This window comes from Streptomyces cyaneochromogenes (genome assembly GCF_003963535.1).
Taxonomy (GTDB): domain Bacteria; phylum Actinomycetota; class Actinomycetes; order Streptomycetales; family Streptomycetaceae; genus Streptomyces; species Streptomyces shaanxiensis.
On the sequence record NZ_CP034539.1, the window covers coordinates 4,417,062 to 4,429,413 of the forward strand.

The 12,352-nt window shown below is 70.1% G+C and carries 10 protein-coding genes; 3 read left to right on the plus strand and 7 right to left on the minus strand.

All coding sequences use genetic code 11. The features are described from left to right. Nucleotides 1-64 precede the first annotated feature (64 nt). Together EJ357_RS19800 and EJ357_RS19805 are read right to left on the minus strand one after the other, a co-directional pair. Nucleotides 65-1,183 carry an LLM class flavin-dependent oxidoreductase gene (locus EJ357_RS19800; RefSeq protein WP_126392941.1) on the minus strand — a complete coding sequence of 373 codons (1,119 nt, stop codon included), beginning with the start codon at nucleotides 1,181-1,183 and terminating at the stop codon, nucleotides 65-67. Nucleotides 1,184-1,294: 111 nt separating this feature from the next. After that, complete coding sequence (locus EJ357_RS19805; RefSeq protein WP_126392942.1) at nucleotides 1,295-2,065, minus strand: SDR family NAD(P)-dependent oxidoreductase; 771 nt, start codon at nucleotides 2,063-2,065, stop codon at nucleotides 1,295-1,297. Nucleotides 2,066-2,235: 170 nt separating this feature from the next. On the opposite strand from EJ357_RS19805, the gene EJ357_RS19810 reads away from it, so the two are divergent. Both EJ357_RS19810 and EJ357_RS19815 read left to right on the plus strand, forming a co-directional pair. Beyond that, nucleotides 2,236-2,970, plus strand: a complete 735-nt coding sequence (locus tag EJ357_RS19810) for a hypothetical protein (protein ID WP_175647448.1) — start codon at nucleotides 2,236-2,238, stop codon at nucleotides 2,968-2,970. Nucleotides 2,971-3,014: 44 nt separating this feature from the next. After that, nucleotides 3,015-3,806 carry a hypothetical protein gene (locus EJ357_RS19815; protein WP_126392943.1) on the plus strand — a complete coding sequence of 264 codons (792 nt, stop codon included), beginning with the start codon at nucleotides 3,015-3,017 and terminating at the stop codon, nucleotides 3,804-3,806. A gap of 19 nt (nucleotides 3,807-3,825) precedes the next feature. On the opposite strand, the gene EJ357_RS19820 is transcribed toward EJ357_RS19815, so the two are convergent. From EJ357_RS19820 to EJ357_RS19830, 3 genes are all read right to left on the minus strand, one after another. After that, nucleotides 3,826-4,455: a response regulator transcription factor gene (locus EJ357_RS19820; protein ID WP_126392944.1), complete on the minus strand. Its 630-nt coding sequence runs from the start codon at nucleotides 4,453-4,455 to the stop codon at nucleotides 3,826-3,828. A 116-nt stretch (nucleotides 4,456-4,571) separates the two neighbouring features. Beyond that, the gene (locus EJ357_RS19825) at nucleotides 4,572-5,663 is read right to left on the minus strand and encodes a glycosyltransferase (RefSeq protein WP_126392945.1); all 1,092 of its coding nucleotides are present in this window, start codon (nucleotides 5,661-5,663) and stop codon (nucleotides 4,572-4,574) included. Next, a complete protein-coding gene (locus EJ357_RS19830; protein WP_126392946.1) occupies nucleotides 5,660-8,557 on the minus strand; it encodes a bifunctional glycosyltransferase/CDP-glycerol:glycerophosphate glycerophosphotransferase in 2,898 nt (965 codons plus the stop codon). The genes EJ357_RS19825 and EJ357_RS19830 overlap by 4 nt, the downstream gene beginning before the upstream one ends. Before the next feature lie 155 nt (nucleotides 8,558-8,712). Between EJ357_RS19830 and EJ357_RS19835 the strand changes: the two genes are divergently transcribed. After that, on the plus strand, nucleotides 8,713-9,636 hold the full coding sequence (locus EJ357_RS19835) for a TIGR03619 family F420-dependent LLM class oxidoreductase (protein WP_126392947.1): 924 nt from the start codon (nucleotides 8,713-8,715) through the stop codon (nucleotides 9,634-9,636). A gap of 31 nt (nucleotides 9,637-9,667) precedes the next feature. Here the strand turns inward: EJ357_RS19835 and galE are convergent, their stop codons facing one another. Further along, nucleotides 9,668-10,624 (minus strand): UDP-glucose 4-epimerase GalE, encoded by a 957-nt coding sequence (gene galE, locus EJ357_RS19840; protein ID WP_126392948.1) that lies wholly within the window; start codon nucleotides 10,622-10,624, stop codon nucleotides 9,668-9,670. Between the two features lie 60 nt (nucleotides 10,625-10,684). Beyond that, complete coding sequence (locus EJ357_RS19845; protein ID WP_126392949.1) at nucleotides 10,685-12,277, minus strand: glycosyltransferase family 2 protein; 1,593 nt, start codon at nucleotides 12,275-12,277, stop codon at nucleotides 10,685-10,687. Between the last annotated feature and the right edge of the window lie 75 nt (nucleotides 12,278-12,352).

Consider the following 12,352-nt stretch of genomic DNA (forward strand, 5'->3'; position numbering starts at 1 on the left):
TGCCGCTAAGGGGCGCGGGGAACTGCGCGACCAGCCCCCACGAACCCGCAGCCGCCGACGGCGATCAAGCAGCGCTACGGAACCGCGAAGTCCGATGAACAGGATCCGTGTCGATCTTGGGAATGACGTGCTCCCCGATCATCCGAATCGTCTGCAACGTCTCCTCCTTCGGCACCCCCACCGGCAACCCGAAACTCAACTGATCGGCCCCGGCCTGCTCCCACCGCTTGCACTGGCGCAGCACCTCGTCCGGATCCCCGCAGATCACGAGCTCCTCCTCGATGAGCAGCTCGACGAACTCCTCGGTGTACTCCGGCAGCGTCTCCGGCCACACCGGAAAGCCCTCGGGCCGCGGGAAGGTGTCGTGGTACCGGAACACGAGCGACGGCAGATAGTGCAACCCCCCGCTCGCCGCGATCCGCACGGCCTCCTCGTGCGTGGGCGCGCATATGGCGGTCGTCGTCACCATCACGTTGTCGTTGACGAAGTCCCCCACCGGCTCCGCGTCCACGATCGCCGTCTTGTACTGCTCCAGCACCCACTCCATGTCGGCGACCTTCTGCACGCTGAACCCGAGCACCCCGAGCCCCTTCTTCGCCGCCATGGCGTACGACGGCGGCGACCCGGCCGCGTACCACATCGCGGGATGCGACTTCCCGTACGGCTTCGGCAGGACCTTGCGCGGCGGCAGCTGCCAGTGCTTGCCCTGGAAGCCGACGTACTCGTCCTGGAGCCACATCTTGGGGAACTCGGCGATGGTCTCTTCCCAGATCTCCTTGGTGTGGTTCATGTCGGTGATCCCGGGCAGGAACCCGAGGATCTCGTGCGACCCGGCCCCCCGCCCGCTGCCGAACTCGAACCGGTTGCCGGTGAGATGGTCGAGCATGGCCACCTTCTCGGCGACCTTCACGGGGTGGTTGACCTGGGCGAGGGGGTTGAAGATCCCGGACCCCAGATGGATCCGCTCGGTCGCGTGGGCCAGATAGCCCAGGTAGACGTCGTTCGCCGAGAGGTGCGAGTACTCCTCCAGGAAGTGGTGCTCGGAGGCCCACGCGTACTTGAAGCCGGACTTGTCCGCCTGGATGACGTACTCGGTCTCCTCCATCAGCGCCTTGTGCTCGGCGAGCGGGTCGGTCTCGGCACGCTTGCCCACGTATCCCTGTACAAAGAGCCCGAATTCCAAGGAGGTTCACCGTCCCCAGTAGTTTCTGACGCTTCGTCAGATTGCGATCTGCCGCCGACTGTGGCACCGGGCGCATGGATGGTCAATAGTTGACGAGCAGTCACATAGCGTTCAGATGACGGAGACCCCGGCCAGCCAGCCCCCGTCGATCACGAACGGCTGCCCGGTGATGTAAGAGGAGTCCTCCGAGGTCAGGAACAACGCGAGCCGCGCCACCTCCTCCGGCTTCCCGATCCGGCCCAGCGGCACGAGCTTGCGGTAGAGCCCGTCGAGCGCCCTGGACGTCTCCTCGGCGTCCGCCCCCGGATCCAGCAGCGACGGGTTGGACATCGCGGTGTCGATGGCGCCTGGGCACATCGCGTTGACGCGGATTCCGCGGGGCGCCAGCTCCAGGGCGGCGACCCGAGTGAGGCCGAGGATGGCGTGCTTGGTGGCGGAGTACGTCCCCACGGCCGCCATGCCGGTCACCGCGGTGTACGAGGCCGTGTTGACGATCGTGCCGCCGTCGACCATCTCCGGCGCGACGGTCTTGATGCCGAGGAAGCAGCCGACTTGGTTGACCCGTACGACCTGCATGAACTCATCGAGGGGCGTGTCCACGAGGGAGTTGAAGCGGAGGATGCCGGCGTTGTTGACCAGCCCGTCGACGTGACCGTGGGCCCTCCGTGCGGCGGCGACGGCGGCCTGCCAGTCGACCTCCCGGCCCACGTCAAGGTGGACGTACAGCGCGCCTATCTCCTCAGCGAGGGCCGCGCCCTGGTCGTCGAGCACATCGGCGACGACGACTTTCGCGCCCTCCGCGGCGAAGAGGCGCGCCTCCTGCTCCCCCTGTCCGCGCGCCGCCCCGGTGACGATGACGACCCGTCCGTCGAGCTTGCCCATCACGGCCCCTCTCACACGGTGGACTCAGCATCGTAGCGCCATACCTGACGATGCGTCAGATGCAAGTCGGTCGGGCAATCTCAGGCGTTGCTGAGGCGAATCTCACGTGACTCACAAGTAGGGACGTTTGACCCTGTCGGTGCCGGTCAAGGGAATCCAAAATTCTGCTCATGTCCAAGCGGAGACTGAAGAACAAGAAGATCCGGATTGTGGCGATCGGTTCGGCGCTCGCCACCGGCGGGGTCGTCATCGCGTTGCTGCCGTCGGCGAACGCTGCCGATGAGAAGACGCCGGAGCAGATCACGTCGATGTGCGAACGGTCTGCGGTGGTCAACGGAAAGCAGCAGTCGGTGAGTGATTTCGGTGGCGGTCTGGGAGACGGTTTCGCGGCCGACAACTGCGATTTCGTCGAGACGAAGTTCGAGACGTTCGACGGGCCCACCGAGAAGTCGTCCATCGATTTCCCGAACTGCGAGCCGAACGCCACCGAGCCGGCGAAGGTGTCCGTCACCTGGTCGGCGACGGCGGCCCAGGGCGAGGGCAAGTACACGTCGACCAAACAGGGCGCCGGTGGCGGCCTCTTCGGTTTTCTCAGCGGATCCTGGCAGTCGCACAAGGGAACGCTGGACATGACCGTCAGGTCGGCGACCGCCGGCGACACGGAACAGCGGGAAGTGCCGGCCGGCAAGGTGCTCCACATGGAGTTCACGCCGAAGATGCAGCGCATGACCGGTGAATGGCGGGTGCGGATCGACGCCCGCGAGGCGACGACCGTCACCAACGCCACTCCGGAGCAGAACTTCGTGGCCCCGGAGGTCGTCGAGGGCCCCGTCGTCCTGCCGGGCGCGGCGGGCGCCCCCGGTGTCGTGGACGGCACCTCCAAGGCCGTACTGGCCGACTGCTGAACCCCTGATCTCCCCTGACCTCGCACAATCCACAGGAGAACCCCATGACACGCGCCGGCCGCACCAGAAGCCACCGGAGCAAGAAGAAGCGCATCACCCTGGCCCTGTCCCCGCTTGTCGCCGTCGCGGTGGCCGTCCCGCTGATGAACTCGGCGGGGGCCGCCACCCCCTCCGAGGTGACCGCCGACTGCTCGGCGAACTCCGACAAGCTGGAGAACTGCGAGTTCGTCGATGTCCAGTTCAAGCGGAACAGCCTCGGGCCCAATGAACGGGTCTCCGCGGTGACCGACAACTGCGGATCGACGAGTACCGCCTCGAAGACCTTCAACGTGAGTACGTCCGTCACCCGGACCATCCAGCTCGAGAACGGGTTCTCCACCGACTCCTCGACGATGCTCGGGAACTCCTTCTTCGAGATCGGCGGGAAGTTCGCCACGTCGGAGATCAACATCACACGTGACGACAAGACGACCACTCTGGCGTTCAGCAGGACGGACACCGTACAGGCGGACAGCATCGGCTTCTTCATGTGGTCCGCGAAGCGTACCGATGTGAGCGGCTTCATACGGGCCACGTACAAGGAGCCACAGGACGGCCAGAAGGTGTTCTTCTCGCCGAGCGAGGGCGCCGCGAGCGTGCACGTCTTCTATCCGCAGATCCTGAAGAACGGCACCCCCGACGGGCGTCTGTGGCTGCGCAATGTGAAGTGCGGGACCCCCGAGGCCGCGGGACTGCGGAATTCCACGCGGGCCCTCAGGTCGGAACCGGCATTCGGTGCGGGCGGCGAGAACGTCACCGACGTGGAAGTCCCGCTGTCGGAGATTCCGGCACCGTAGCCCCGAAAAATCACTGTTCTCAGGTGCGAAGCGCGGGCGCGGCTCCCAGCCATCGCAGGACCGCGTCCGTCCTTCCGCGTGCGTCCAGCTTGGCGTAGATGTTGCTGAGGTTGTTGCGGACGGTCTTCTCGCTCAGGCGTAATCGCAGCCCGATCTCCTGCGCGCCCAGGCCGGTCGACAGCAGGTCCATGATCTGCCGCTCGCGCGGTGACAGCGGCGCCCGCAGCCGCTCCGTCACCTGACCGCCGGCCGGCCCCCGCAGGGCACCCTCCCGCAGGGCGGCGCAGGCCGCCGGGGAGAGGTAGGTGTGCCCCACGCCGGCGCCCACGACGGCCGACGAGAGCATGCAGGTGCAGTAGTCGCCCTCGACGAGGTAGCCGGCCCCGCCGCGGAACACCTCGACGATGGTCCCGGTGTCCCGGCGGGGGCTGATCACGATCACGGGGACGTCGGCGGCCGACAGACCGGCGAGGGCGTCCACCGGGTCGTCGCAGCACAGCACGACGGCGTCCGTGCCCTCGGGGACCCGGAAGGGCGGGTCCAGCCGCACGACGCGGCCCACGTACGGATCGTCCCGGGCCGGCCAGTCGTGCGGCCACTCGGTGCCGGAGCAGGCGATGGCGACGGAGAGTCGCTGGGAGGATCGCACTTCACGTGTCCTTCCGCCGGAGCCATGACGTCCGTACGTCCGTACATACGCGAACCGGCGTGGACATGTTCAAAGTTCAAGCTCCGGAGTTCCGCACGCCGGAGGCGATGCGCCGCCTACCTCTCCAGGAAGGCGAACAGCGCTTCCCACCTCTCGGCGATCTCCCGCGCCCCGTACCGCCGGATGTTCTCCCGCGCCGCCTCCCCCATCCGCTCCCGCAGCCCCGCGTCCGACATCAGCAGGTCCAGCTTGCGGGCGAGTTCGCCGGTGTTGCCGGGGGCGGCGAGGAGGCCGTCCTCGCCGTCGTGGACGATCTCGTGGACACCGGGAGCGCAGTCGAAGGCGGCACAGGGGACGCCCATGGCCATGGCCTCCATGAGCGCGAGGGGGAAGCCCTCGCTCCGGGAGGACAGCGCGAACACCGAGCCGCCCCGCAACGCGCCCGGCACATCGCCGGTACGGCCCATCCACACCACCGAGTCGTCGAGGCCCAGGGCGGTGCACTGCTTGCGCAGGATCTCCTCGTCCTCCCCGGAGCCGTAGACCTTCAAGGCCCAGTCGGGGTGCCGGGGGGCGACCTCGGACCAGGTGTCGAGGAGCATGTCGACGCCCTTCTCGTCGCTGAGCCGGCCGATGCTGACGACGGCCTTCCCGGTGCGCGGCGAGGGCTCGTCCGGCAGCCAGGGCACGGCGTTCGGCAGGAACGAGGCGTTGTTGAGGCCCGCGCCGATCCACAGGTCGGCGTCCTCGCGGGTGAGGACGAGCATGCGGTCGACGTCCCGGTAGTGCCGCAGGACCCGCTGGAAGCGCGAGGACCGCTTCGAGGCCTCGAAGGACTCGTGGCTCATCCCGATGACGGTCAGCCCGGCCGTGTCGGCGAGCTTGACCCACTCCATCGCCCACACCTGGGTGACGATGACGACCGCACCGGGGCGTGCGGCGCGGAACAGGCCCGTCAGCACGGTCGCCCTCTCCCGCATGCTCGCGTCGCGTGCCCGGCCGGGGCCCGGGGGCTGGCCGTCGTACAGCCGCGTGGTGGGGTAGGGGAGTTCGCCGAGGTCGTGCGGGTCGTCGGGGGTGGTGATGCCGATGACGTGCACGCGGTGGCCGCGCTCGGTGAGGAGCCGGGCCATCTGATGCGACCAGCTGGTCACCCCGCCCAGTTCGTCCACGCTGTTGGAGACCAGGAAGATGTCCCGCCCCGTCATGCCTTCCTCCACTCGGCGAAGAACTCCTCGACGATGTCCCGCGCGGCCGTGCCCTTGTCGTACTCGCCGAAGTCGGCCACGAACCGCTCCCGCTCCGCCGCGTACTTGACCGTCTGCTCCTCCAGCGACGACTCCTCCAGCAGGGAGGTCAGTTCGTCCTCCGTGCGGACGACCGGGCCCGGTGCCCGTTCCAGCAGGTCGAAGTAGGTGCCGCGGCCCGTGTGCACGTACTCCTCGTAGTCATAGGGGAAGAAGAGCATCGGCCGGTCCAGCAGGGCGTAGTCGAACATCACCGACGAGTAGTCCGTGATCAGTGCGTCGGCCAGGGCGAGGAGCGGGGTCACGTCGTGGTGGTCCGACACGTCGATGACGCGGCCGCGTACGGACGGCGGGAGGACGACGTGGTTGAGGTAGTGCGCGCGGACGAGGAGGACGTACCGGTCGCCGAACTCCTCCGCGAAGCGCTCCACGTCGAAGGGCAGCTCGAAGCGGCGCCCGCCGTGCTGCCGGAAGGTGGGCGCGTACAGCAGCACCTTCTTGTCGGCCGGGATGCCCAACTCGGCCGCCAGCGGCGGGCGTTCAGCCGATTCCCGGGCTCGCACGAGTTCGTCGTTGCGCGGGTAGCCCACCCGTAGCAGCGCCTTCTCCCGGAGCCGGAAGGCGCGGGCGAGGGTGCGGACGTCGTGCTCGGAGCGGACCAGGAAGTGGTCGAAGCGGTCCAGGGAGCGCTGCTGCTCCGCCTGCTCGGGCCGGGACTTGAGCTTCCAGCCGGGTTCGTCGAAGCCCATCCGCTTGAGCGCGGAGCCGTGCCAGGTCTGGATGTACGTCGTCCCCGGGCGTTTGGTCAGCTTCAGCGGGTAGCTCTGGTTGTCGATCCAGTACTCGGCGCGGGCCAGCGCCCTGAGGTAGGGCAGCGACCAGCGGCGCACCGGCGTGGCGTCGGCGGGGAAGCCCTTCGGGCTGCCCGTGTACGACCACACGGCCTCGAAGTCGAGCCCCTGACGGCGCATCTCCTCGTAGATCGCCCGAGGGCTGTCGCTGTACTGCCGGCCCAGATGGCTCTCGAAGACCACCAGCCGCTTCTGCACCGGCATGCGCAGGAACAGCTCGTGATAGATGCGGAGCTTGGTGTCGCCGGAGGTGGCCTTCTTGCGCAGCGCCTTCGCCTTGCGGTAGCCGGTCTTGGCCAGGCGGCCGGGGGCGCCCTGCAGGCCACGGGTGACGACGGCGTTCGCCTTCTTGTCGGGGACGAGGCGGAAGGCGAGGTGGCCCCGCGCGGACACCTGCGGCTCGATCCGGTCGGCGACGAGCCGGGTGAGGCGGGGGCGCACCGGCACCTCGCCGGAGGCCAGACCGGACCGGGCGGCGGTCAGGCGCGTCGTCGTGCGCTCGCCGTCGACGTCCAGGTGGAGGCGTACGTCCCAGACGGCGTCCACGATGCCGAGCGGGCGCAGGCCCTTCGTCAGGTCTGCCGAGGCCCCCCAGGACACGTGCGCGCCCTCGTGCCGGACCGTCGCCACCGGGAAGCGGAAGGTCTGCAGGCGAACGCCCTGCCGACGGGCGTAGAACTCCAGCTCGGCGGTGAGCCGGGCGCCGGGCGGGACGACACCGAGGGGGTTGGTGACGCGGCCCGCGAGCCGCACGGCACCGCTGCCCGCCTCGTGCCGGTACTCGGTCAGTTCGTTGCGCAGGAACAGCTTGCCGACCGGCCGGGCGTGGTAGCCGAGCGCGGTGACGTCCAGGATCCGGCGGGCGAAGGGGTCCTCGTCGATGTGCTCGGCACACCAGTAGACGCGCCCGTCGCGCTCGGCGAGCGGGGCGGAGACCTTGTCGCGGTTGGTGAGCGTGTCCACGGCCGGAAGCAGGTTGTCCCAGTCGCTCACCCGCAGCAGATACGCGCAGATGGCGTGGATGGGCTCGACCTCGTCGTAGGCGGCCGGGTCGATGGAGGCCAGGTAGGTGCGGGCGAGGGCGGCGAACTCCTGGCGGTAGGCGGCGTCCCTGAAGGGAAGGTCGCGCAGGTGCAGCACCAGGTCGTGCTTGAGGAACTTGACGTCCTTGCGGAACTTCAGCTCCGTGAGGCCCTTCTCCGCGAGCAGCGCGTCGACCCGGCGGTGGATCTCCATGCGGTGCGCGAAGTTGGCGATCTCGGCCCGGCGGTTGCTGATCGACTTGGTGCCGGCCTTCTCGGCCACGTTCCAGTCGTAGACCCGGTTCGGTATCAGCGTGATGCGGCGGGCCGCCGTGTACGCCCGGGCGGAGAAGAGCAGGTCCTCGTAGTGGATGCCGACGGGGAAGTCCAGGCCGCTGTCGACCAGGAACTCCCGGCGGTAGCACTTGTTGGTCGACAGGGTGTCGTAGACCAGCAGGTCAGGCAGCTCGGCGATGGAGTCGAGGGTGCGGGTGCGGGCGTACAGCCACGGGTACCACTTGACCTCCTTGCGGTGCCGCGAGTCGACGTGGACGCGCACGCACATGCCGGAGACAAGGTCGGCGCCGGTGGTCTCGGCCGCGTCCAGGAAGTTGCGGCAGGCGTCGCGCTCCAGGACGTCGTCGCTGTCGAGGAAGAGGACGTAGTCGCCGCGGGCCTTGAGGATGCCGTGGTTGCGGGGTGCGCCGCAGCCGCCGCTGTTCTCGGGGAGCCGGTACGCCCGCACCCGGTCGGGGTGCTCCGCGGCGAGACGGCGGGCCACCTCGTACGAGCCGTCCGTGCTGTGGTCGTCGACGATCACGACCTCGACACCGCGCAGCGTCTGCTCCAGCACGGAGCGTACGGCCGTGGACAGCCTGGCCTCGTCGTTGTAGACGATCACGACGACGGACATGGCGACGCCGGGCACGGCGACGTCGGATATGGAGGCTCGCTGATCCGCGTCCACCTTCACCCCATTCATCCCTGTTTCCACCCTGTAAGCGCGATGAGCCGCTTGAGGGTCACTTCAGTAGATGTCGATGGCGCCGCCCGGGTTGCCTGACGGACCGTCAGCTACGACTATGTAGTCCGCGTCAGTCCACCCGCCGGACCTCGACCGCGAACGAAGGGGGCACCATGCCGGCCCTGTCGTATGGCATCCAACTCCCGGTCCAGTCGCAGAGCACGATCTACGCCGAACCCTGGGAGGCCGCCGCCGGCCCCGAGGACCTCCTCGCCGTCGCCCGCGCCGCCGACCGCGCAGGCTTCGCCTACCTCGCGAGCTGCGACCACGTCGGCATCCCGCGCCGCCTGGCGTCCGCGATGAGCACGGTCTGGTACGACCCGGTGGCCACGCTGGCCTTCCTGGCGGCGGCCACCGACCGTGTACGGCTGCTCACGCACGTCGCGGTGACGGGGCTGCGGCATCCGCTGCTCGGTGCCAAGCAGTACGCCACCCTCGACCATCTCAGCGGCGGCCGGCTGATCCTCGGGGTCGGGGCCGGTCATGTGCGGGAGGAGTTCGAGGCGCTGGGGGTCGACTTCGAGCGGCGCGGGGTCGTGCTGGACGAGTCGATCGACGCCCTGCGGGCCGCCCTCGGGCCGGACGAGTTCCCCGAACACCACGGCAAGCTCTACGACTTCGAGGGGCTCGGCCAACGCCCGCGACCCGCTCAGGACCGTGTCCCGGTCTGGGTCGGCGGGTCGTCGCCGGCCGCCGTGCGCAGGGCCGCGCTCAAGGCGGACGGGTGGCTGCCGCAGGGCGATCCCCGGGACCGGCTGCCCGCGCAGATCGCCCGGATCCGGCGGCTCAGGCAGGAGGCCGGCATCGAAGGGCCGTATGTCATGGGCGCCATCGTCGAGCCCCTGTACGTCGGCACACCCGCCTGGGACGTCGGCCGCCGGACGCTCACCGGGCCGCCGGAGGCCCTCGCCGAGTCCCTGCGCGCCTACCGCGCGATGGGGGTGGACCAGATCCAGGTGCGGTTCCGCAGCCGGAGCCGCGCTGAACTCACCGACCAGATCGGGGCGTTCGGGGCGGAGGTGGGGGGCCTGCTGTAACGGCCTCAGAGGTGCGACGGCGCGGGAGCGCTCAGTTCCAGCCCGCCCACGCCGACGAGATCATGTCGTCCACCCCGTACCGCGCCTTCCAGCCCAGCTCCGCCGTGCTGCGGTCGGCCGAGGCGACGACCCGGGCGGGGTCGCCCGGCCGCCGGTCCACGACCACGGGGGCCAGGGCGTGGCCGGTGAGCGCGGTGATCCGGTCGATCATCTCGCGCACCGAGACGCCCTCACCGCGCCCGATGTTGAGCGTGAGGTCCGTGCCCGGTGCCTCGCGCAGGCGCCGCGCGGTCGCCACATGGGCCTCGGCCAGGTCGACGACGTGGATGTAGTCGCGGACGCAGGTGCCGTCGAGGGTGGGGTAGTCGTCGCCGAAGATGCGCGGGGGCGCGTTCTCGGTGAGCTTCTCGAAGACCATGGGGACGAGGTTGAAGACGCCGGTGTCGGCCAGTTCGGGGGTGGCCGCGCCGGCCACGTTGAAGTAGCGCAGCGATGCCGTGGACAGGCCCGTCGCGCGGCCCGTGGCCCGGACCAGCCACTCGCCGGCGAGCTTGGTCTCGCCGTACGGCGACATCGGCGCGCACGGTGTCTCCTCCGTCACCAGGTCGACGTCCGGCATGCCGTACACCGCCGCCGAGGACGAGAAGACGAAGGACCGTACGCGGGCGGCCCCGGTCACCGCTTCCAGCAGGACGCGCAGGCCCTCGACGTTCTCCCGGTAGTAGTGCAGCGGCAGGTCGACGGACTCGCCGACCTGCTTCTTCGCCGCGAGATGGACGACGCCGGTGATCCCCTGGTCCCGGATGACGCGTCCGAGCAGGTCACCGTCGAGCGTGGAGCCGACGACCAACGGCACGTCCTCGGGCACGCGCTCGGCGACGCCCGTGGACAGGTCGTCGTAGACGACGGTTCGTTCGCCCGCGTCGAGCATCGCGCGCACGACATGCGCCCCGATGTAGCCGGCGCCGCCGGTGATCAGCCAAGTCATGGACGAACGGTCCCTTCCCGGGGAGGTGATGTCGTGGATGCGTGCGAGGGGATCGCGCGGTCAGCGGAAGAGGCGCTTGACGCGCCGTTCCACGACGTCGGCCAGGCCACGCCAGCCGGGGGCGAGCCGCACCGCGAGCGACCCCGAGTGGGTGGCGTACGGCTGCACCAGCAGCACACCGTGGCGCGCGCTCGGCAGTGCGCTCCGGCGCAGCAGCCCGGCGCCCGCGACCGCGTGGGCGGTGGTCTCCCGGTGGCTGCCGTCCTTGAAGCCCAGCCGCAGCCGCAGGTCCCAGGTGCCGCGGCCGAGCGCCGCCAGGTCCAGGGGGAACTCGGCCGACCAGGTGTCGGAGACCGTGTCGGCCGCGAGGGGCGCCGTACCGGCGAATCCCACCCGTCCGCTGTCCCGCTCCACGAGCTGCGCCTGGACGGTCGCCGGCCCCGCGTCCGCCATCCGCCCGTACAGCTCGTGCAGGCGCAGCCGGAGCGCCGTCCCGCGTACACGCGGCCGCAGTTCGGCGTCGACGGCGGCGGGCAGCAGGTGCACCGGGCGGACGAGAAGGTGGTCCAGTTCCACCTGGGGCAGGTCCGCCGACCAGACCGGGCAGCCGTCGGCGGCGCGCGCGTACGGCGGGTTCAGCCGGGCCGGGCGGGCCGCGATCTCCCTGAGCCGGCCCACGTCGCGCGGCTCCTCGGCGGCCAGCACCACGCGGGCGACGACGCTGCCGGGCGACGGCGACGCCGCGAAGTCGCCCTCGTCGAAGGAGGCCAGGTACGCGCGGGTGAGGGTCCACCACTCGCGCCGGTACTCCGCGTCGCGCTGTCCCAGCTCGCGCGCGTACATCCGCAGCGAGTGGTCGAGGAAGCGCGCCCTGGCGGCCCGCGCCAGCCGCTTCTCCCCGGAGCCGCACAGGATGTCGTACGACAGCTGCTCGGCCTCGATGCGGGCCCGCCAGTTGGCGATGCCGGAGCGGTCGAGGGATATGGAGAGCCGGTCCGCCGACCGGCGCACGTGCCAGAGGTACACCGGCTCCGGGACGATCGCGACGCGGGGCCCGGCGGCCAGCACCCGTGCGGTGAACACGAAGTCCTCGTACGGGAAGGCCCCCTCGGGGAAGCGGATCGCCCGCTCGCGCAGGAACGCGGTGCTGTAGAGCTTGTTGACGCAGAGCGTGTCGTGGACCAGGCGCACCCGCCGGGCCGGGTGGGTGACCAGGGTGCGCCGGGTGTACACCTTGGGCTGCCAGGGGGTCTCGCGCCCGGACGGCAGCTCCTTGCGCAGGCACAGCCCGGCCGCGACCGGGGCGTCGTCGTCCAGGGCGGCGCCCAGCAGCGCGTCGACGGCGCCCAGCGGCAGCAGGTCGTCGCTGTCCAGGAACATCACATACGGCGAGGCGGCGGCGTTCAGCCCGTCGTTGCGCGGGGTGCCGCAGCCGCCGCTGTTGACCGGGCGACGGATCACCTTCAGGCGCGGTTCCTCGGCGGCCAGGCGTTCCAGCAGCTCCCCGCTGCCGTCCGTCGAGCAGTCGTCGACGGCGATCACCTCGCGGACGGCCGGCCCCTGCGCGAGCGCCGAGCGCACCGCGTCCGCCACATGGGCGGCGTCGTCGTAGCCGATGACGACGACGGTGACCTGCGCGCGCTGAAGAGCCATGTCTGCCCCGACCGAAGTGTGGTATGTGCCGATTTCTCACTTACGAGATGCTTCGCACCTCGGCCGGGAAGACGG